Raw genomic sequence first — 20,485 nt, 5'->3', positions numbered from 1 at the left:
TAAGGGGATTAAAAGGTATTGCAATATACTAAAAAAACTATCTTTTACTAAAATTACTTTATTTCTTTTTTTTCACAACACGTTTCTTAGGTGTTTTCGCTGCTATTATTTTAACAGCCTCCTCTTGTGTAAGCTTTTCAATTTCAGTTGTTTTTGGAAGCTCAACTTTGATCTTCCCTTTAATAACATTAAATCGACCCCAACGAGCTTTTTCAACACGAATTCCTACTTCTTGAAAATCATGGATTAACTTTTCTCTTTCTTTTCGCTTTTTATCTTCAATTAATTCTTCAAGATCTGCTTGCGAAAGATTGTCGAAATCGTATTTCTTATTTACGTTTATAAAAATAGAATTCCATTTGATAAATGGTCCAAATCGTCCCACTCCTTTTTGAATAGGCATTCCTTCATATTCACCAATTGGAGCATCCGCTTTTCGTTTAACTTCTATTAACTCAATAGCTCTTTCCATATCAACAGACATCGGGTTTTCTCCTTTATCTAGTGAAACGTACTTTCCATCAAATTTGATATAGGGACCAAAACGTCCATTTGCAACGACCACTTCTTTATCTTCATAGGCTCCTAATGTTTTAGGTAGCTTAAACAAATCCATTGCTTCTTCGTACGTAATAGAACTCATCGTTTGTTCTCCTTGAAGGCTAGCAAACTTTGGTTTCTCTTCATCTGTAGCTTCTCCTATTTGTACCATTGCTCCGAAACGACCCAAACGCACATATACGTTCTTACCGCTTTCTGGATCTACACCTAATAAACGCTGACCACTTGCTCGATCAGCATTCGCTGCTACATCTTCAACATTGATATGAAAATCTTTATAGAAATCTTTAATCATAGCGGTCCAATCTTCTTTACCAGAAGCTATTTCATCGAACTCATTCTCTACTTTAGCTGTAAATCCATAATCTAAAATTGTTTCAAAGTTTTTCACTAAGAAATCATTTACAATATTCCCTATATCCGTTGGTACTAATTTACCTTTATCCGAACCAATTTTTTCTGTCAGTTCTTTTTCAGAAACGGTTCCAGATTGTAAACTTAGTTTTATGTACGTTCTATCTTTACCTTCTACAGAACCTTTTTCTACATATTCTCTTTTTTGAATCGTAGAAATTGTAGGGGCGTATGTGGACGGACGTCCGATGCCCAGTTCTTCTAAGCGCTTCACCAAAGCAGCTTCTGTAAATCTTGCCGCTGGTCGTGTATATCTTTCTGTTGCTGTGATATACTCACTCTCCAAAACTTCATTTTTCTGCATCATAGGCAGCATACCTGCTTGCTCTTCTTCTTCATTATCGGTACCTTCTAAGTATACCTTTAGAAAACCTTCAAAAGTAATAACCTCTCCATTGGCTACAAACACCTTTTGGTTTTGGTCATTTTCTACTTTCACCACAGTTCTTTCTAGCTCTGCATCACTCATCTGAGAAGCGATGGTACGCTTCCATATTAAACTATAAAGACGGTCTTGATCATAATCTACTGACACCTCATGACGAGTCATATCTGTAGGACGAATTGCCTCATGAGCTTCCTGCGCTCCTTTCGATTTAGTTGAGTAGTTACGTGGTTTACTGTATTCAGCACCGTAATAATTGACAACCTCTTCTTTTGCCGCGTTTTTAGCATCTTCTGACAAGTTAACGCTATCTGTTCTCATATAGGTTATCAACCCCGCTTCATACAAACGTTGAGCCATCATCATAGTTTTAGCAACTGGAAAGCCAAGTTTCCTAGAAGCTTCCTGTTGCAGTGTAGATGTCGTAAAAGGTGCTGTTGGCGATTTTTTCGCTGGTTTCTTTTGTAAATCTGCTACCGAAAAAATTGCTCCAATACACGAATTTAAAAACTCCTCTGCCTCTTTTTTAGTTGGAAAATTCTTCCCTAACTTGGCTTTAAACTTCTTTCCTCCTTCATTTAAAAATTCTGCATCAACCCTGTAAGAAGGAACGGGGGTGAAGTTTTCTATTTCCCTTTCTCTTTCTACAATCAGCCTTACTGCTACCGATTGCACTCTTCCTGCAGACAAGCCTCCTTTTACTTTCCTCCATAAAACTGGAGACAGTTCATACCCTACTAATCTATCAAGTATTCTTCGAGCTTGTTGTGCATTGACAAGATTGTAATTAATATCTCTTGGATTATCAACAGCTCTTAATATCGCCTTCTTTGTTATTTCATGAAAAACAATACGTTTGGTATTATCTTCCTTAAGTTTTAGCTGTTCTGATAGATGCCAAGCAATAGCTTCTCCCTCTCGGTCTTCATCGGATGCTAACCAAACCGTTTCAGCCTTCTTCGCTAAATCTTTTAATTTCTTTACGATTGCCTTTTTATCGGTAGAAACAATATACTTAGGTTTAAAATCACCTTCAACATCCACTCCTAATTCTTTCGATGGTAAATCAGCTATATGTCCAAAACTAGACTCTACTTGAAAATCTTTTCCTAAAAACTTTTCGATGGTTTTTGCCTTTGCAGGTGACTCAACTATTACTAAATTCTTTGCCATATTTCTTACTCTTAATCTCAACTACACCCTAAATGAATGTAGCTTTTTCAGTTTGCAAAAGTAGCCACTTTTTTTTTATTAGGCCTTGGTTTCATTAATTTTACTTTTTTTTAAGACTTTCTTTGCATAATTTATTCTGTCATCTTGTCATATTTTATAGTTTTTGGTTGTATCTTTGCAATCTATTTTTTTATCACGATATAAGGATTTTATGGAACAAGTTGAGAAAATAATTGATGAAAGGAAGCAGGGTAAACCCTTATTAACAGACCAGAAAGAAGGCAACGGTAAAAAGCTTTTTATTGAAAGTTATGGTTGCCAAATGAATATGAACGACAGCGAAATTGTTGCGGCAATTCTTGCGGAACAAGGTTTTAATACTACTGGAAACATTGAGGAAGCTGATTTGGTGCTAGTAAACACCTGTTCTATCCGTGAAAAAGCAGAGCAAACTGTACGTAATCGACTACAAAAATACAACCATGTTAAAAAAAGCAACCCAAAAATGAAAGTGGGTGTTTTGGGGTGCATGGCTGAAAGGTTAAAAGCAAAGTTTTTAGAAGAAGAGAAAATTGTAGATCTTGTTGTGGGACCAGACGCCTATAGAGATTTACCCAATTTAGTAGAGGAAGTTGAAGCAGGAAGGGATGCTGTAAATGTTATTCTGTCAAAAGAAGAAACCTATGCGGATGTATCGCCTGTAAGACTAAACTCTAATGGTGTATCTGCTTTTGTTTCTATAACACGAGGATGTGATAACATGTGTACGTTTTGCGTGGTTCCGTTTACCCGTGGTAGAGAGCGAAGTAGAGACCCTCAAAGTATTATTGGCGAAGTTCGTTCAATGCACAACAAGGGATTTAAGGAAATTACGCTTCTCGGACAAAACGTTGATTCGTACCTGTGGTATGGAGGTGGTCTGAAAAAAGATTTCAAAAAGGCTTCTGAAATGGCTAAAGCCACAGCTGTAGACTTTGCTCAACTGTTAGATATGTGTGCTAACGAGTTCCCTAAAATGCGTTTTAGATTTTCTACATCTAACCCTCAAGACATGACCTTAGATGTAATACACGTGATGGCAAAACATAAAAATATTTGCAAGTATATCCACCTACCTATTCAAAGTGGAAGTAATGCCATGTTAAAAGCTATGAATAGACAGCACACTAGAGAAGAATATTTAGATTTAGTTGAAAATATTTATCGTCTTATTCCTGAAATGCATTTAAGTCAAGACATGATTGCAGGTTTCTGCGGTGAAACAGAAGAAGATCATAAAGATACTCTTGACTTAATGGAAAAGGTAAAATACAGTTTTGGGTTTATGTTCGCTTATTCTGAGCGACCAGGAACGCTAGCTGCCAAAAAAATGGAAGATGATATTCCATTAGCTATTAAAAAACGTCGTTTACAGGAAATCATTAATTTACAACAAAAACATAGCTTATACAGAGCTCAAGAACAAGTAGGTGATATACAAGAAGTATTGATTGAAGGAACTTCTAAAAAATCAGATGCTCATTGGAAAGGACGAAATACACAAAACACCGTAGTAGTTTTCCCAAAAGAAAATTACAAAATGGGCGATTTTGTGAATGTGAAAGTTGAAGATTGTACTTCAACTACTTTGATCGGAACTGCTGTTGGATATTCTGACAATAGTTTATAAGAAGAACTAAACTATAGAAATCAAGATCTTTTTACAATTCAATAAATAATCTTGAACTAAAAATATATGGAAAATTTACAAGCTACGAAACAACGTTTTGGTATTATTGGTAACGATTTACAACTCAATAGAGCTATAGAAAAAGCCATTCGAGTTTCACCTACCGATATTTCAGTTTTAGTTGTTGGTGAAAGTGGTGTTGGTAAGGAAAGTATTCCCAAAATTATTCATCAATTATCTCACAGAAAACACGCTAAATACATCGCTGTAAATTGTGGCGCAATACCTGAAGGAACTATTGATAGTGAACTTTTCGGACACGAAAAAGGAGCGTTTACTGGAGCGACGGCTACAAGAAAAGGATATTTTGAAGTTGCCGACGGAGGTACTATTTTTTTGGATGAAGTTGGAGAGCTACCCTTAACAACTCAAGTACGTTTATTGCGTGTTTTAGAAAACGGTGAGTTTATTAAGGTAGGATCTTCTCAAGTGCAAAAAACAAATGTTCGTATCGTAGCTGCAACAAATGTAAACATGCATGAAGCTATTTCGAAAGAAAAATTCCGTGAAGATTTATATTACAGGCTAAGCACAATTGAAATCCCGCTACCTCCCCTTAGACAACGTGAAGAAGACATTCATCTATTGTTCAGGAAGTTTGCATCAGATTTTGCTCAAAAATACCGTATGCCTACGATAAGACTGGATGAAGCTGCTGTTAAAATACTTTTGAATTATAGTTTTCCAGGAAATATTCGACAATTGAGAAATATTGCAGAACAAATTTCTGTGGTAGAAGAAAACAGACTTATTACCACCGAAAAATTAGTTCAATATTTACCTAATATACGGGGAAATTTACCTGCTGTTGTTAATAGTAGTGATAGTAGCAAAAGTGATTTTGCAAACGAACGAGATATTATGTATAAAATCTTGTTCGACATGCGAAATGACATCAATGATTTGAAAAAGCTAACACTAGATTTATTGAAAGATGGTAATTCAAAGGAGGTTCAAGAAGAAAACCACAGATTGATACAAAAAATTTATCAAGAACAGCAAGTCGAGTCTCCTAAAGTTGAAGTGGTTCAAATGCCACAGCCTTCAAATCAAAATAATTACGATTTTATAGAAACCATTGAAGAAGATGAAAATTTATCTTTACAAGAAAAAGAGATTGAAATGATCAAAAAATCTCTTGAAAAAAACAATGGTAAACGTAAATTGGCAGCCAAAGAATTAGGTATTTCAGAAAGAACATTATACCGCAAAATTAAGCAGTACGATTTATAAATAATTTTACTACCGTTTTGTTTATATTTACACAACTAGATTAATTACATGAAGAACTTTATATCCATTTTACTTTTTGTATTTGCCACGCTCATATTTGTTGCTTGTGGTACTTATTCTTTTACTGGTGGTAATACAAATGCGAAAACAATTCAAATTGATTTTTTCCAAAATCAAGCCCCTATAATAGAACCTACCTTAAGTCAACGTTTTACCCAAGATTTGCAAGACCTATTTACACGTCAAACCAACTTAACTTTGGTTAGAACTAATGGTGAATTGCATTTTGAAGGAGAAATTACAGATTATCGTATTACCCCTATGAGTGCTACGGCAAACCAAACAGCTGCACAAAACAGACTTACGATAGTAGTGAATGTTCGTTTCGTTAATAACTTAGAAGAGAAAGATAATTTTGAAAAACAATTTTCATTTTATCATGACTATGGTGCTTCTGAACAACTAATAGGTTCAGTATTAGATAGCGCATTAGAAGAAATTCTAGAGCGTATTACTCAAGATATTTTTAACGCTTCGGTTGCTAAATGGTAAACTTCTAAATTGATAACAAGTGATGACATACAATTTTTAGCAAATTCCGATAAGTTTCGGGAAGAAGATATCAATACGTTAAAATCCGTCATTGAAAAATACCCTTATTTCCAATTAGCTAGAGTATTGCACTTAAAGTTTTTAAAAAGTGATGAAAGCTACAAATATAATAGTGAGTTAAAAGTAACAGCTGCTTATACAACCGACAGGGCCGTATTATTTGACTTTATTACCTCTAAAGATTTTCTTAAAACAACTCCTATTGAAGAAAAGCGTAATCTAAAAGACATTATTCTTTCAAAAACCAAGGCTTCAGAAAGTAAAAACATAAAAAAACAGCTGGCTATTGGCGCTCCTTTAGCGTTTTCTAAACGTGAATCTTTTTCTTTTAATCAATGGTTAGAACTCTCTTCAACGAAAGTTATTCAAAGAGATTCTTTAAAAACCACAAAACCAGAAAAAGATGCTATTATCACAAATTTCATAGAAACCAACCCTAAAATAAGTAGACCTACCAAAGGAGTAGTTACAAGTTTTAAAGTTTCAGAAAATCCACAGAACAACCATCAATTAATGACTGAAACTTTGGCTAAAGTTTACCTCGAACAAAAAAAATACGATAGTGCCATCAAAGCTTATACAATATTAAGTTTGAAATATCCAGAAAAAAGTGGTTTCTTTGCAGACCAAATTAAAAGAATTAAAATTTTACAAACCAATAAATAATGACAACATATACTTTACTTTTAGTTTTAATTTTGATAGTTGCAATAGCATTGATTTTAATTGTGATGGTGCAGAACCCTAAAGGTGGAGGTTTGTCTTCTTCATTTGGTGGTGGCGGAGCTCAAAATATCGGTGGAGTGCAAAATACTAACACTTTCTTAGACAAAACTACTTGGACTTTGGCCATAACAATGTTTGCTTTAATATTAATTGCAAACTTTGCGATACCAAGAGGAAACGCTGGAAATGCGCCTCAATTAGACAATACATTAAACGAAATAGAAACGACAAGTACAACTAGTGAAAGTCCGGCTTCAAGCACAACTAAAGACAGTGTTCAATAATCATTGATCAAATATTTAGAAAAAATGTCAACGTGTCATTAACGTTGACATTTTTTTTTACAAATATCTCAACTCATTGAAAAAGTGTCAGCATTAAAACAATGGCACAGTTTCTGTCTAAATTTGACACATTAAATAACATAACAACTTACTAAAAAATTATAGTATGGGATTAAATATTCAACCTTTAGCAGACAGAGTTCTTGTAGAACCAGCTGCAGCAGAGACTACCACCGCATCGGGAATCATTATTCCAGATAATGCTAAGGAGAAACCACAAAAAGGAACTATCGTAGCCATTGGAACTGGAACGAAAGACGAACCTTTAACCGTAAAAGTTGGTGATACTGTTCTGTATGGTAAGTACGCTGGTACAGAATTAAAATTAGACGGTAAAGATTATTTAATTATGAGAGAAAACGATGTTTTCGCTATCATCTAAATAAACTAAAAAATCAAGTAATTTAAACAATTATCCCTGATTAGCTCGCTAAACTAGGGAACCAAAAATTAGAAAAAATGGCAAAAGATATAAAATTTGATGTTGACGCTCGCGAAGGATTAAAACGCGGAGTTGACGCTTTAGCTAACGCTGTAAAAGTAACATTAGGTCCAAAAGGACGTAACGTAATTGTTTCAAGATCATTCGGAGCTCCTTCTGTAACAAAAGATGGAGTATCTGTAGCAAAGGAAGTAGAATTAGAAGATCCTCTTGAAAATATGGGAGCTCAAATGGTAAAAGAAGTTGCTTCTAAAACAAATGATTTAGCCGGTGATGGTACTACTACCGCAACGGTTTTAGCACAATCAATTGTAAAAGAAGGGTTGAAAAATGTTGCTGCAGGAGCAAATCCAATGGATTTAAAACGTGGTATTGACAAAGCGGTAAATGCTATTACTAAAGATTTAACAAAACAAGCCAAAGAAGTAGGAGACTCTTCAGAAAAAATTCAACAAGTTGCTTCTATCTCAGCTAATAACGATGTTGTTATTGGTAACTTAATTTCCGATGCTTTTGGTAAAGTAGGAAAAGAAGGTGTTATTACTGTAGAAGAGGCAAAAGGTACAGATACCTACGTTGATGTTGTTGAAGGAATGCAATTCGATAGAGGATATTTGTCTCCTTATTTTGTTACAGATACTGATAAAATGATTGCCGATTTAGACAATCCTTATATTTTATTATTTGATAAAAAAATATCAAACTTACAAGAGATTCTTCCCATATTAGAGCCGGTAGCTCAATCAGGAAAGCCTTTGTTAATTATCGCAGAAGATGTAGATGGCCAAGCTTTAGCTACCCTAGTGGTAAATAAGCTACGTGGAGGATTAAAAATCGCAGCTGTTAAAGCTCCAGGATTTGGAGACCGTAGAAAAGCAATGTTAGAAGACATCGCTATTTTAACTGGTGGTACTGTTATTTCTGAAGAAAGAGGCTTCTCATTAGAAAATGCTACTTTAGACTTATTAGGAACTGCTGAAACAGTTACTATTGATAAAGATAACACAACAATTGTTAATGGATCTGGAGACGAAGGATTGATAAAAGCTCGTGTAAACCAAATTAAAACGCAAGTTGAAACAACTACTTCTGATTACGATCGTGAAAAGTTACAAGAACGTTTAGCGAAGTTAGCAGGTGGTGTTGCTGTTTTATATGTAGGTGCTGCTTCTGAAGTAGAAATGAAAGAAAAGAAAGACAGAGTTGATGACGCCTTACATGCAACAAGAGCTGCTGTAGAGGAAGGAATTGTAGCAGGTGGTGGTGTTGCTTTGGTTAGAGCTAAACAAGTTTTAGAGACCTTAGCTACAGAAAACTTAGATGAAACAACAGGTGTTCAAATAGTAAACAGAGCAATCGAAGCTCCATTGAGAACTATTGTTGAAAATGCTGGAGGAGAAGGTTCTGTTGTTATCAACAAAGTATTAGAAGGTGATAAAGATTTTGGATACAATGCTAAAACTGAAACCTATGTAAACATGCTTGAAGCTGGTATTATTGACCCTAAAAAAGTAACACGTGTAGCACTAGAAAATGCTGCCTCAGTAGCAGGAATGATTCTAACTACCGAGTGTGCTTTAGTTGACATCAAAGAAGATGCACCAGCTGGTGCTGGAATGCCTCCAATGGGTGGTGGTATGCCAGGAATGATGTAATTGAAAAAATATATATTTTATACTATTATTCAAAAGCCTTGAGTTCGCTCAAGGCTTTTTTATTACCCATTTATATAGCCTTACGCACATTACTCATAACGATTAGGCAATACCATTTACCACAACAACTATCGTAGGTAAATTAACCTCAGACATAGAATACCATATAAAAACAAACCCATCATGAAGTTATTCATGATGGGGTATAGCTTGAACAAATACAGCTTTATTTTATCTCATAAAGAAATGGCATTCTAGCTTGTATTCCTTTTAAATTTCTTACCTGATTCATTGCTTCATACAATTTATAGCCTTCAGTACCCAAGGCATCTTTTAACAAGTCATCCTTTGAAATGTTAGCAAAAGGTAAGCCTTTAAACATCTTCTTTAAATCCATATTATAACTCGGGTAATTTCGAACTCTATAGACATCAACTTCTGCCAAATTTGCGGCAATCTTAACAGCATCTTCTAAACTCCCTAATTCATCAATCAATCCCTTTTTTAACGCTTCTTTTCCTGTCCAAACCCTACCTTGAGCTATTTCATTTACCTCCTCATACGTCATTCGTCTTCCTTCAGCAACACGATTAACAAAAGTGCTATACACTTGCTCTACACCTTCTTTTGTAACTTGGTAAAACTTTTTATCCATTGGTTCGAAAACACTATAATTAGCACTAGTATTCGTAGCTACTTGTTCCGCATTTATTCCGATATGATCCGCAAATTTTTTAACATTCGGAATCAACCCAAACACACCGATAGATCCAGTAATCGTAGTTGGTTCCGCCACAATTTTATCAGCGTTGCAAGCAATATAATATCCTCCAGAAGCTGCTAAATTCCCCATAGACACAACTAGAGGTTTCTCTTTCTTTAAAAGAGCTAACTCTCTCCAAATTAACTCAGACGCTAAAGCGCTTCCTCCAGGAGAATTAACTCGTAAAACAACTGCTTTAACGTTCTTATCTTTTTTCGCTTTCTTTATTGCCTTATTAATAAGCCCCTGACCAATAACATCTTCATCTCCTTCTCCATATATAATCTGACCCTGAGCGTAAATTACTGCAATTTTATTTTTCGAAAGTGAATTTTTCTTTCCTTTACCAGATTCAATATAATCTTGAAGACTTATAAAAGAAACTTTTTCTCCAACAGTCAATTTCAATTTATCTATATACTCATCTTCATAAATAACGTCATCAATTAACCTATTCTCTTTAGCCAATTCAGCATTTCTACCATTGGAGTTATCTGCAATTTCATTCAGTTCTTCTACGGAAATCGTTCGATTCTCACTAATTTCATTGGTCATTTCTAACCAAATTGATTGTAAAAATGAAGTAGTTTGTTCTCGATTTGCAACACTCATTTTATTCGTTAAGTATGGCTCTGCCGCACTTTTATACTTTCCGTGTCGTATGACTTCCATTTTCACACCGTATTTATCTTGAAAATCTTTGTAATACAATATTTCTGTAGACAATCCTTTAAAATCGATTGCTCCTTGCGGATTTACAAAAACACTATCTGCTACTGAACTTAAATAGTAGTTTTTTTGTTGATAAAAATCATTATAGGCATATACAAATTTCCCGCTTTGTTTAAAGTCCTTTATCTTATTTCTAATTGCTTGAGTTTGCGATATACCGGCGTTTATATATGATGATTTTATACTAATTCCATGAATATTATCATCTCTTTTTGCATTATCAATTGCATTGATAATCGTATTTAAGGCTAGCTTTTCCTCTGTCAACTCTAATCTCTCAGCCAATGGGTTTGTATCCTTTGGTGCATAGTCTTTTATGGAAGTTGTCAAATCAAGCTCTAAAACTGAATTAGATTTAACGGTAATTTCCTTCGATGAACTCATTATGGAAGCCATAAAAACGAAAAAAACAAAAATTAGAAAAGCAGCAATAAAAAAACCTAAAATAGACGCTAATAAATTTCGTAAAAATTTCATATCAAATGATTATATTTTTGCCACAAAGATACATTATTAGTAGTAATCACCTATCGCAATCTTATTCTATATTTACGTTGGGCGAATTCAAAATAATTAAACAATTGATAATTTACCTCATACCCATAGTTCACATTCGGGTCATAGGTAATTATGTTTTCATAAATATTTGGATTGTATAGGCTAGGACTATTCACTCTCATATTCCATATAGGAACATACAATCTATTTCTTATTTCTAAATACGTTTGAGAATGATATCCTCTCGCTCTAGCCACTGAATTCAAATACGCAGTAAATCCTGGATCAATAATTGTTATTTCATACTCCAAACTATCATTTGCAATTACCACGGGCTCCTCTTTAACCTCAGATGCATTCTTGACCATAGACGAGCTACATGCAAAAAAAACGAAACCGAAAGCAACAGTGGTAAGCAGGTATTTTAAAAATCTCATAATCAACCATATTTCATTCTTATAAAATTGCGAAAATTATTTTTATTATAGGTGTTTTTAACAGTATTTTTAAACTTTAAAATAAGAAACCGTGAAGAATAGATGTTTTTGGGTAAGTAACGATCCATTGTATATTGAATATCATGACAATGAATGGGGTATTCCTGTGCACGATGATCATCAACTATTTGAATTCCTAATATTAGAAACTTTTCAAGCAGGCTTGAGTTGGGTTACAGTATTAAAAAAAAGAGAAAACTTTAGAAAAGCGTTTGATGATTTTAACTACAAAAAAATAGCTTGTTATGAAGAAAACAAAATAAATGAACTAATGCAAAACACTGGTATTATAAGACATAAACTCAAAATAAAAGCCGCTATATCCAATGCACAAGCCTATATAAAAATACAGGAAGAATTTAATTCTTTTTCAAAATATATTTGGGGTTTTGTTAATCATAAACCTATTAAAAATACTTTTAAAACGAAAGAAGAAGTACCCGCAACAACTAAACTTTCAGACAACGTATCCAAAGATTTAAAGAAACGTGGATTTAAATTTGTAGGATCAACAACCATGTATGCCTATATGCAAGCTACCGGCATGGTTAATGACCATACAACGGACTGTTTTAGATACCAAGAAATTTAAATTTTGTACTTTTAGCACTCAAATAAAATAAAATCAAACTAAAAATTATATAAATGAAATTAAAACAAGTGCTTTTTGCTATCGTTGCTGCAAGTATTTTATTTTCTTGTAATGTTGACGTTAAAAAAGAAACAAAAATAACCGATACTAAGCCTGAAAAATTTGAATACGCCGTTGAACAATTTGCCGATATTAAAGTTTTACGCTACCAAATCCCTGGGTTTAATGAATTAACTGTTAAAGAAAAAAAGTTAGTATACTGCCTAACGCAAGCTGGATTAGCTGGTCGTGATATTATGTGGGATCAAAACTACCGTCACAACCTGGAAATCAGAAGAGCTTTAGAGAATGTGAACAACAATTTTACAGGAAACAAAGAAAGCGATGATTTTAAAGCTTTTAAAACCTATCTGAAACGTGTTTGGTTTTCCAATGGAATTCACCATCACTACTCTAATGATAAAATTAAACCCGAATTTTCAAAAGAATACCTAGAAAGTCTATTGAAGGATACCAATACTGCTATTTCTTCTGAGGCACTAAATGTTATTTTTAATGATAAAGATGCCAAAAAAGTAAACAAAAAAGCAGGTGTTGATAATGTACTGGCCTCAGCAGTTAATTTTTATGATCCTGATATAACGAGCGAAGATGTAGAAAACTTCTATGCTAAAGCCTACAAAGGTCCGAAAGAACAACCTATTGAAGCTGGTTTAAACTCGAAATTAGTTCGTGAAAACGGGAAGATCGTTGAAAAAGTATGGAAGTCTGGTGGAATGTACGGCCAAGCGATCGATCAAATCATATTTTGGTTAGAAAAAGCTAAAGAAGTGGCTGAAAACGAAAAACAAGGAAAAACGTTAGAGCTGTTAATAGAATATTATAAAACTGGAAGTCTAGATGTTTGGGATCGATATGCCGTTTCTTGGGTTGAATCAACAGAAGGAAACATTGATTGGATTAACGGATTTATTGAAGTATACAACGACCCTAAAGGATACAGAGGTTCTTACGAAACCATCGTTCAGTTAAAAGACTTTGATATGTCTAAAAAGATGAAAGTTTTGTCTGATAACGCTCAATGGTTTGAAGATAATGCACCATTAGACCCTGCACATAAAAAGAAAAATGTAGTGGGCGTTTCTTACAAAACAGTAAACGTTGCAGGTGAAGCAGGTGATGCCTCTCCAAGTACACCAATTGGTGTAAATTTACCCAATAACAACTGGATTCGTCAACAGCATGGTTCTAAATCAGTTTCTTTAGGGAATATTATTGGTGCTTACAACAATGCTGGTGGAAGCGGTAGATTGGAAGAATTTGCTCATGATGCTGAAGAAATTGAACTAGAGAAAAAATACGGAAAATTAGCTGATAAATTACATACGGCATTGCACGAAGTAATTGGGCATGCTTCTGGTCAAATTAATAAAGGTATTGGGCAACCAAAAGAAACCTTAAAAAATTATGCTTCTACCATGGAAGAAGGAAGAGCCGATTTAGTTGGGCTGTATTATTTAATGGATCCTAAATTGCAAGAATTAGGCTTGGTTGATGATTGGCAAAAAGTTGGTAAAGCCGCTTATGATGGTTATATAAGAAACGGTTTAATGACTCAATTAATTAGAATTAACCTAGGCGATGACATTGAAGAAGATCATATGGTGAATCGTCAATGGGTATCGGCTTGGTCATTTGAGCAAGGAAAAAAAGACAATGTAATTGAAAAAGTTACGAAAAATGGTAAAACATACTTTGTTGTCAATGACTATATGAAACTTCGCGAAATTTTCGGTCGTTTATTGAAAGAAACACAACGTATAAAGTCAGAAGGAGATTTTGAAGCAGCCAAAGCTTTAGTTGAAGGTTATGGTGTAAAAGTAGATCAGGAACTTCATAAAGAAGTACTTAAACGCAACGAACAATTCAAATCAGCTCCTTATAGCGGATTTGTAAACCCTGTGTTAACCCCGGTAAAGGATGATGCTGGAAACATTACTGATATCGAAATCAAGCAACCTTCTTCTTTTGAAGAGCAAATGAATTTTTATAGTAAAAACCATAGCTTTTTATCTGATAAAAATTAGAAATAATTTCATCTGAATTTCACAAACCGATTCTGTTTAGAATCGGTTTTGTATTTTTAATCCTTAAAAATATACTAATGATTAAAAAAGCAAAAGATCCAGGGTTTGGGTATAATTCACAAAAAAATATTCGTGGCATTATTAATAAAGACGGAAGCTCTAACGTAATACATATCAATAAAAAATTCAATATTGATGATTTGTATACCTATTTCATAGAATTATCTTGGTATCGTTTTTTCTTGTTGGTTTTTCTTGGGTATGTTTTGTTAAATATTGTTTTTGGCTTCCTTTATAATTTTATAGGTATTGAAGAAATCACCCCCTCAAAAGGAAATTTTTTAGAGGATTTTCTAAATGGGTTCTTCTTTAGCGCACAAACACTAACCACTGTAGGATATGGAGGTATTGCTCCAAAGGGAATTACGGCTAATATCATCGCTGCTTTTGAAGCAATGATAGGCTTACTTTCTTTTTCTTTTATTACAGGGCTTTTATACGGAAGGTTTTCAAAACCAAGAGCCGCCATCCGATTTAGTGAAAATCTTATTTTAAGGCATTTCAAAGACGGTCAAGCGATTATGTTTCGACTTATGAACAGCAGAAAAACAATCATGATTGAACCTGAAATCACAGTTACCTTATCGGTAAATGAAAAGGATACAAAAGGCAATTACAACCGTAATTACTACGTATTAAGCTTAGAAAGAGATAAAATAATGTATTTACCGACAGTTTGGACTATAGTCCATGAAATTGACACCAAAAGTCCATTACAAAAATACTCTACTTCTGAAATTGAGAATTTAGATGCTAAAATCTACATATTACTAAAATATCATGAAGAATCATTTGGTCAAACTGTATATCAGGCCACCTCTTACGACTTTTCAGATATCCAAACAGATGTAAAATACCAGCCCTCAACTACCTTGAATAATGAAGGGTATACAATTTTAGATCATCATAAATTAAGCGATGTAGGAAACACTAATTAATGCTTACTTATATATTTAAACAAAAACAACAATAAGATTGTTACAATAATCGTTATTGCAACATACAAAGCTCCGTTTTGATAATACTTCTTATTTCTTTTTGCATCTTTTTTATAACTAATCACCATAGCTACTGCAAAAACAACGACAAATAAACTTGCAAAAATAATTCGACCAGGAGTAAACATAAAATTGTATTTTTAGCAAAGTTAAAGAATGATTTTATATTGATGAAAACTAAAACAGCAATTGTTTTTGGGGCAACCTCTGGTATTGGAAAAAGACTCACAGAACTATTGCTGCAAGATAATTACTTCGTAGCGATTACCGGTAGAAGGTTAGATAAGTTAAAAGAAATAAAGAATCAGTACCCTTCACAAATCATTTACAAGCAAAATGACATTCAACAAGTTGACCATGTTGAACAGATATTTACTGAAATTGTAGATGAACTTGGTGAAGTCGATCTAGTGATACAATCATCTGGTATTGGTTTTGCCAACACAAAATTACACTGGGAAAAAGAAAACACCACCATACAAACTAACGTAGTAGGCGTTACTAAGTTGTATGATTTGGCATATCAATTATTTAAACAACAACAGTTCGGACATTTAGTTGGTATTTCATCAATTGCATCCTTGCGAGGAAACCGCTTTGCTCCGGCTTACTTTGCTTCAAAAGCCTATCAAAAAGTATATTTAGAAAGTTTATACATTAAAACAAAATCCATCCCTTCTAAAAAAGTGTTTATTACTGACATACGACCTGGTTATGTAAATACAGAAATGGCTTTAGGTGATCGTGTTTTTTGGCTCACTTCACTTGAAAAAGCAAGTACACAAATTTATACTGCTATAAAAAGAAAAAAAAGAGTTGCCTACATTTCAAAGCGCTGGAGAATGATTGCATGGGTACTCACATTAGTGCCTTCTAAAATATTAAAACTTGCCACTTAGATAATGACCAAAAAAAATCTTATCATACTAGATATTGACGATACACTTACAAAAAGTGAAGAAAAACATATTGACTCTTTACTTTTTGCTATGAAACATTTCGGAATTACGGAGGTCGACACGAATTGGAAGAACTATAAAAACGCTACAGATAGTTATATTTTGCGTGTCAATTATGAAAAAACTCATCAAGAGAAGTTTAATTTGAATCTTATTCCAGAATTTGAACACATAATGACACAACGTTTCTTATCATTTCCTGACACCCATGAAATTAAAGGCGCTCATAATATGGTTCAATACATTCTAAATGAAACGAACTATGCCATTTGTTTTGCGACCGGTTCTATTTTACAACCCGCCATTTTAAAATTACAACAAGCAGATATTCCTGTTATACACGAGGTTTTAGAATCGTCAAATACTATATTTACTAGAGAAGCAATCGTAACTTCTGCTATGGAAAAGGCTAAAAAATATTACCAAATCACCAATTTCGAGCATATTATTTCATTCGGTGATGGCTTATGGGATGTTACTACTGCGGCAAATTTAGGAATTCATTTTGTTGGCGTCAACAATAAAAACCGTTCAGATTTCAAAAAGATGAGTGTAAAGCATCACATTAAAGACTGGACCGAATTTAACCTAACTGAGACTGAAACAAAATTAGGCATACACTAATTATATATAAAACAATTCGATATGAAGGACAAAATAAATGCAGTTTATAAATTTCATTCAACTTTTGGTTTGGGCATTAAAAATGAACCAACCGCTAATATTGGTACAGAAAGAAACTTACTTCGATACAACCTTATGAAAGAAGAAAATGAGGAATATTTAGAAGCAACAGAAACCAATAATTTAGTAGAAGTTGCCGATGCACTTGGCGATATGTTATACATCTTATGCGGAACCATCATAGAACATGGAATGCAACATAAAATCGAGGAAGTTTTTAATGAAATACAACGAAGTAATATGAGTAAATTAGGAGACGATGGGAATCCTATTTATCGAGAAGACGGAAAAGTCTTGAAAGGGCCAAACTACTTCAAACCCAATATCGAAAAAATATTAAAGCCCTAATCTAACATGGAGTTTACCTTATAATTCTCTGTAATTCAGAAGCTAATGTACGGACATTATTAACCATTTTAATAATTGTGCCATTACTATCAACAATAAGGTGTGTAGGGTATTGTTTTACTTTCAGTTTCTTAGAAATATACACTTTCTGGGAAGGAATCGTTACATATTTAAATGGTTTCGTTTTAAAAAACGGAACCAGCTTATCCTTTCCTTCAAAAGCTAAACTAATAAAGACTATTTTTTTGTTTTTATATTTTTCAACTAGTTTGTTAAGTTCTGGAAGCTCTGCTACACAAGGTCCACTTTTAATTGACCAGCATTTTAACACCAGTAACTTTCCTCTCAAATCTTTTGGATTGTAAGAAACACCGCTTAAATCAACAAAATCATGTGTAGGTAATTTTTTGCCCTCCATTCTATGGTAAGCAAAAGCAATCTTGGCCATTTTCTTGATGGATTCTTTTATTTTCGGATCTACATTTTCTCCTATCGGAACCAATCGGTATATAAGATCTCCTGCTCTCTGCTCCTTTTTAGGGTAGTAGGCACCGGTTCTTAGTAAATTTAAAAAGATCGTTCTTCCAATATTACCCCCTTTTTCATCAAGAGCTTTATAGAAAGACATTAAATCTATATTCCCTTTTGAATATGAGTTCCAGTCCTCAAAACTATCCATATAAGACGATGATTCTACATCGACCTTAGTATTGTTACTTTCTTCTATTAATTCTGAGTCGTTTTCTATTTCATTAATTTTTAAATAAGCTGATATCCCTATAACGCTTATTCCGAAACCAACTACAACAGCGACTATCGCTACTACTACTATGTTCTTCATTTTTCCCTTCTGTAATTTTATTGATTACAACAAACTAACTCTAAATTTAGGGAATTTATTTTAATAATCTAAATTTTAACTCTCCAATTATGCACATCCTCTTCCTTGTTATATTGTATGTTTAGTAGTTTACTCTTAAAAAAGTCAGCATATGAGTTTTCTATAATTGGTAATTCATATACATCATCACGATGTTTGAACCCTTTGATCGCAGTAATGACTGCGGCTGTTCCCGAACCAAAAATCTCTTTCAACTCTCCATTCGCTGCGGCCAATTTTATCTCTTTTACTTTTATATTTCTTACCTCAAGGTCTATATTATTATCTTTTGCCAACTGAACAATAGACTTCCTTGTTATACCATCTAAAATCCTATCACTTGTTGGAGCAGTTATCAATCGATCTCCTATTCTGAAAAAAACGTTCATTGTGCCCGCTTCTTCTAGGTATTCATGCGTATTAGCATCCGTCCAAATGATTTGTTGATACCCTTCTTTATGGGCTAAACTCGTCGGATAAAATTGTGCTGCATAATTACCCGCCGCCTTTGCATATCCGACTCCGCCATTAGCAGACCTACTGTATTTCTCAGATATAATCACTCTTACGTCACCAGCATAGTACGATTGCGCTGGAGAACATATAATCATAAATTTATACGTCTCTGCTGGAGAAGCCGCAATAGCTCCTTCAGTAGCAATAATAAATGGACGTATATACAAAGAATTACCAAAACCTTTCTTTATCCACTCAGTATCTAGATGTAATAATTTCTTTAAACCTTCTAAGAAAAAATCTTCCGGTAACGCAGGTATTGCCAATCTTTCAGCAGATTTATTAAGTCTCTTAACACTTTGATCTGGTCTAAATAAAAAGATATCATCATTAGCATCCTTATATGCTTTCATTCCTTCAAAAACAGCCTGACCGTAATGAAAAACTCTTGCCGAAGGTTCAAAAAGAATAGGTCCATAGGGCACAATTTCAGGATTTTTCCACTCACCATTTGAGTAATCACATACAAACATATGATCGGTAAAAACATGTCCAAAAGACAAATTACTAAAATCTACATCATTTATTTTAGAAGTTTCAATCGGTTGAATTTTTATATCCATAAAAAAAGTTTTTTAAAATGAAACAAAGTTACAAAAACAACTACTATCAATGGCAAATACTTTAAGAATCAAACAAATATATCTATCTTTGTTTTGTTATTTACTATAAACTACTGATTATGAAAAAACTACTGATAATAACACTTATTTCTACAAACTTGCTTTTAAGTTGCAAAACAAACAAAGATGAAAAAGTAGATCAGAAAAGTATTGAGGAAACTGAATATACTTCATTTGGAAAGAAAATTTCTTCTGATAATACCTTAAATAAGTCTGAAATGTTTTCGAAATTTAAACACCTAAAAACAGGTGATACATTAAGCTTAAAATTCTCTTCAACCATTAATAGCGTATGTAAGAAAAAAGGTTGTTGGATGAAATTAGATTTAGGAAACGAAAACGAATCAATGGTTCGTTTTAAAGATTATGGTTTTTTTATGCCTCTAAATTCAGATAAGAAAGACGTTATTGTAAGTGGTAAAGCTTTTGTTACGACTACCTCGGTTGAAGAATTGCAACATTATGCTAAAGATGCAGGGAAATCTGATGAAGAAATAGCTGAAATTACCGAACCAAAATATACCTATGCATTTGAAGCAGATGGTGTATTATTAAAAAAATAATGAAACACTTTGTTCTATTTTTTTCTGTAGTGTTGTTTTCATGTAAAACGGAACGAAAAAAAGACATTGACCTAATTATGTACAAGCAGTCAGAAATGGCTGCTTTAATGAACGAGATGTATTACCGCCACACTCAGTTAAAAGAAAAAATTTTGCAAGATACAGATCTTGGCATTTTTCCGCAGAGGTATTTAAATATAAATACAGCAATGTTAACTGATTCTAGCGATAGAACTCCTAGTTTCGAAGAATTTTCTAAACTATATTTGCAAAATATAAAAAAGGTGTACAGCAGTTCAAAAGATTCAGTTAAAATAAACTTTAATAAGGCAATCAACAGCTGTATTACCTGCCATCAAACAACCTGTATAGGACCGATCCAAAGAATTAAAAAATTATTAATCCATTAAT

General features: G+C 33.5%; 21 protein-coding genes. 15 read left to right on the top strand and 6 right to left on the bottom strand.

Translation table 11 applies throughout. From position 1 onward, the window contains the following. Nucleotides 1-58: 58 nt before the first annotated feature. Nucleotides 59-2,533 carry a type I DNA topoisomerase gene (gene topA, locus AC2TDS_RS15700; protein ID WP_484736526.1) on the bottom strand — a complete coding sequence of 825 codons (2,475 nt, stop codon included), beginning with the start codon at nt 2,531-2,533 and terminating at the stop codon, nt 59-61. Between the two features lie 211 nt (nt 2,534-2,744). Between topA and miaB the strand changes: the two genes are divergently transcribed. The 7 genes from miaB (at nt 2,745) to groL (ending at nt 9,274) form a co-directional block, all read left to right on the top strand. Beyond that, nucleotides 2,745-4,202 (top strand): tRNA (N6-isopentenyl adenosine(37)-C2)-methylthiotransferase MiaB, encoded by a 1,458-nt coding sequence (gene miaB / locus AC2TDS_RS15695; RefSeq protein ID WP_484736525.1) that lies wholly within the window; start codon nt 2,745-2,747, stop codon nt 4,200-4,202. 66 nt (nt 4,203-4,268) lie between these two features. Next, nucleotides 4,269-5,495: a sigma-54 interaction domain-containing protein gene (locus AC2TDS_RS15690; protein ID WP_484736524.1), complete on the top strand. Its 1,227-nt coding sequence runs from the start codon at nt 4,269-4,271 to the stop codon at nt 5,493-5,495. A 48-nt stretch (nt 5,496-5,543) separates the two neighbouring features. After that, entirely contained in the window at nt 5,544-6,047 is a 504-nt protein-coding gene (lptE, locus tag AC2TDS_RS15685) for an LptE family protein (RefSeq protein WP_484736523.1), read from the top strand. A gap of 9 nt (nt 6,048-6,056) precedes the next feature. Beyond that, entirely contained in the window at nt 6,057-6,773 is a 717-nt protein-coding gene (locus AC2TDS_RS15680) for a DUF8458 domain-containing protein (protein WP_484736522.1), read from the top strand. Further along, on the top strand, nt 6,773-7,117 hold the full coding sequence (gene secG, locus AC2TDS_RS15675; protein ID WP_484736521.1) for a preprotein translocase subunit SecG: 345 nt from the start codon (nt 6,773-6,775) through the stop codon (nt 7,115-7,117). Before AC2TDS_RS15680 ends, secG begins: the two co-directional genes overlap by 1 nt. Before the next feature lie 166 nt (nt 7,118-7,283). Then, complete coding sequence (locus AC2TDS_RS15670) at nt 7,284-7,559, top strand: co-chaperone GroES (protein WP_484736520.1); 276 nt, start codon at nt 7,284-7,286, stop codon at nt 7,557-7,559. A 77-nt stretch (nt 7,560-7,636) separates the two neighbouring features. Further along, the gene (gene groL, locus AC2TDS_RS15665; RefSeq protein ID WP_484736519.1) at nt 7,637-9,274 is read left to right on the top strand and encodes a chaperonin GroEL; all 1,638 of its coding nucleotides are present in this window, start codon (nt 7,637-7,639) and stop codon (nt 9,272-9,274) included. Between the two features lie 226 nt (nt 9,275-9,500). Here groL and sppA read toward each other — a convergent pair whose 3' ends face one another. Next, nucleotides 9,501-11,246 carry a signal peptide peptidase SppA gene (gene sppA, locus AC2TDS_RS15660; protein WP_484736518.1) on the bottom strand — a complete coding sequence of 582 codons (1,746 nt, stop codon included), beginning with the start codon at nt 11,244-11,246 and terminating at the stop codon, nt 9,501-9,503. 50 nt (nt 11,247-11,296) lie between these two features. Beyond that, nucleotides 11,297-11,704: a DUF6146 family protein gene (locus AC2TDS_RS15655; protein WP_484736517.1), complete on the bottom strand. Its 408-nt coding sequence runs from the start codon at nt 11,702-11,704 to the stop codon at nt 11,297-11,299. Nucleotides 11,705-11,795: 91 nt separating this feature from the next. Here AC2TDS_RS15655 and AC2TDS_RS15650 point away from each other — a divergent pair, with 91 nt between their 5' ends. From AC2TDS_RS15650 to AC2TDS_RS15640, 3 genes are all read left to right on the top strand, one after another. Then, a complete protein-coding gene (locus AC2TDS_RS15650) occupies nt 11,796-12,356 on the top strand; it encodes a DNA-3-methyladenine glycosylase I (RefSeq protein ID WP_484736516.1) in 561 nt (186 codons plus the stop codon). A 53-nt stretch (nt 12,357-12,409) separates the two neighbouring features. After that, on the top strand, nt 12,410-14,443 hold the full coding sequence (locus AC2TDS_RS15645; RefSeq protein WP_484736515.1) for a dipeptidyl-peptidase 3 family protein: 2,034 nt from the start codon (nt 12,410-12,412) through the stop codon (nt 14,441-14,443). Between the two features lie 77 nt (nt 14,444-14,520). Continuing rightward, entirely contained in the window at nt 14,521-15,441 is a 921-nt protein-coding gene (locus tag AC2TDS_RS15640) for an ion channel (RefSeq protein ID WP_484736514.1), read from the top strand. On the opposite strand, the gene AC2TDS_RS15635 is transcribed toward AC2TDS_RS15640, so the two are convergent. Further along, entirely contained in the window at nt 15,438-15,629 is a 192-nt protein-coding gene (locus AC2TDS_RS15635; RefSeq protein ID WP_484736513.1) for a hypothetical protein, read from the bottom strand. The genes AC2TDS_RS15640 and AC2TDS_RS15635 overlap by 4 nt on opposite strands. Before the next feature lie 42 nt (nt 15,630-15,671). On the opposite strand from AC2TDS_RS15635, the gene AC2TDS_RS15630 reads away from it, so the two are divergent. Genes AC2TDS_RS15630 through AC2TDS_RS15620 form a run of 3 tightly spaced genes read left to right on the top strand, consistent with a single transcriptional unit; the run spans nt 15,672 to nt 17,492 of the window. Next, nucleotides 15,672-16,400, top strand: coding sequence for an SDR family NAD(P)-dependent oxidoreductase (locus tag AC2TDS_RS15630; RefSeq protein ID WP_484736512.1), 729 nt, complete (start codon nt 15,672-15,674; stop codon nt 16,398-16,400). A gap of 3 nt (nt 16,401-16,403) precedes the next feature. Continuing rightward, nucleotides 16,404-17,084 (top strand): HAD family hydrolase, encoded by a 681-nt coding sequence (locus AC2TDS_RS15625; protein ID WP_484736511.1) that lies wholly within the window; start codon nt 16,404-16,406, stop codon nt 17,082-17,084. 21 nt (nt 17,085-17,105) lie between these two features. Beyond that, the gene (locus tag AC2TDS_RS15620; RefSeq protein WP_484736510.1) at nt 17,106-17,492 is read left to right on the top strand and encodes a pyrophosphohydrolase domain-containing protein; all 387 of its coding nucleotides are present in this window, start codon (nt 17,106-17,108) and stop codon (nt 17,490-17,492) included. A 13-nt stretch (nt 17,493-17,505) separates the two neighbouring features. Here AC2TDS_RS15620 and AC2TDS_RS15615 read toward each other — a convergent pair whose 3' ends face one another. Further along, entirely contained in the window at nt 17,506-18,333 is an 828-nt protein-coding gene (locus AC2TDS_RS15615) for a TlpA family protein disulfide reductase (protein WP_484736509.1), read from the bottom strand. Nucleotides 18,334-18,401: 68 nt separating this feature from the next. Continuing rightward, nucleotides 18,402-19,451, bottom strand: coding sequence for a branched-chain amino acid aminotransferase (locus tag AC2TDS_RS15610; RefSeq protein ID WP_484736508.1), 1,050 nt, complete (start codon nt 19,449-19,451; stop codon nt 18,402-18,404). A gap of 119 nt (nt 19,452-19,570) precedes the next feature. Here AC2TDS_RS15610 and AC2TDS_RS15605 point away from each other — a divergent pair, with 119 nt between their 5' ends. Continuing rightward, nucleotides 19,571-20,074 (top strand): DUF4920 domain-containing protein, encoded by a 504-nt coding sequence (locus tag AC2TDS_RS15605; RefSeq protein ID WP_484736507.1) that lies wholly within the window; start codon nt 19,571-19,573, stop codon nt 20,072-20,074. Then, nucleotides 20,074-20,484 (top strand): hypothetical protein, encoded by a 411-nt coding sequence (locus AC2TDS_RS15600; protein WP_484736506.1) that lies wholly within the window; start codon nt 20,074-20,076, stop codon nt 20,482-20,484. Before AC2TDS_RS15605 ends, AC2TDS_RS15600 begins: the two co-directional genes overlap by 1 nt. Nucleotide 20,485 lies beyond the last annotated feature (1 nt).

The organism is Tenacibaculum profundicola, from assembly GCF_057220795.1.
The sequence above is the reverse complement of the archived record's forward strand: the minus strand, read 5'-3'. Positions and strand labels throughout refer to the sequence as shown.

Coding starts and splice junctions, on each gene's coding strand:
- AC2TDS_RS15690 (WP_484736524.1), top strand. CDS start 4,269: ATGGAAAATTTACAAGCTACGAAACAACGTTTTGGTATTATTGGTAAC.
- topA (WP_484736526.1), bottom strand. CDS start 2,533: ATGGCAAAGAATTTAGTAATAGTTGAGTCACCTGCAAAGGCAAAAACC.
- AC2TDS_RS15625 (WP_484736511.1), top strand. CDS start 16,404: ATGACCAAAAAAAATCTTATCATACTAGATATTGACGATACACTTACA.
- miaB (WP_484736525.1), top strand. CDS start 2,745: ATGGAACAAGTTGAGAAAATAATTGATGAAAGGAAGCAGGGTAAACCC.
- AC2TDS_RS15635 (WP_484736513.1), bottom strand. CDS start 15,629: ATGTTTACTCCTGGTCGAATTATTTTTGCAAGTTTATTTGTCGTTGTT.
- lptE (WP_484736523.1), top strand. CDS start 5,544: ATGAAGAACTTTATATCCATTTTACTTTTTGTATTTGCCACGCTCATA.
- AC2TDS_RS15640 (WP_484736514.1), top strand. CDS start 14,521: ATGATTAAAAAAGCAAAAGATCCAGGGTTTGGGTATAATTCACAAAAA.
- groL (WP_484736519.1), top strand. CDS start 7,637: ATGGCAAAAGATATAAAATTTGATGTTGACGCTCGCGAAGGATTAAAA.
- AC2TDS_RS15655 (WP_484736517.1), bottom strand. CDS start 11,704: ATGAGATTTTTAAAATACCTGCTTACCACTGTTGCTTTCGGTTTCGTT.
- AC2TDS_RS15670 (WP_484736520.1), top strand. CDS start 7,284: ATGGGATTAAATATTCAACCTTTAGCAGACAGAGTTCTTGTAGAACCA.
- AC2TDS_RS15645 (WP_484736515.1), top strand. CDS start 12,410: ATGAAATTAAAACAAGTGCTTTTTGCTATCGTTGCTGCAAGTATTTTA.
- AC2TDS_RS15610 (WP_484736508.1), bottom strand. CDS start 19,451: ATGGATATAAAAATTCAACCGATTGAAACTTCTAAAATAAATGATGTA.
- AC2TDS_RS15630 (WP_484736512.1), top strand. CDS start 15,672: ATGAAAACTAAAACAGCAATTGTTTTTGGGGCAACCTCTGGTATTGGA.
- sppA (WP_484736518.1), bottom strand. CDS start 11,246: ATGAAATTTTTACGAAATTTATTAGCGTCTATTTTAGGTTTTTTTATT.
- secG (WP_484736521.1), top strand. CDS start 6,773: ATGACAACATATACTTTACTTTTAGTTTTAATTTTGATAGTTGCAATA.
- AC2TDS_RS15600 (WP_484736506.1), top strand. CDS start 20,074: ATGAAACACTTTGTTCTATTTTTTTCTGTAGTGTTGTTTTCATGTAAA.
- AC2TDS_RS15615 (WP_484736509.1), bottom strand. CDS start 18,333: ATGAAGAACATAGTAGTAGTAGCGATAGTCGCTGTTGTAGTTGGTTTC.
- AC2TDS_RS15605 (WP_484736507.1), top strand. CDS start 19,571: ATGAAAAAACTACTGATAATAACACTTATTTCTACAAACTTGCTTTTA.
- AC2TDS_RS15620 (WP_484736510.1), top strand. CDS start 17,106: ATGAAGGACAAAATAAATGCAGTTTATAAATTTCATTCAACTTTTGGT.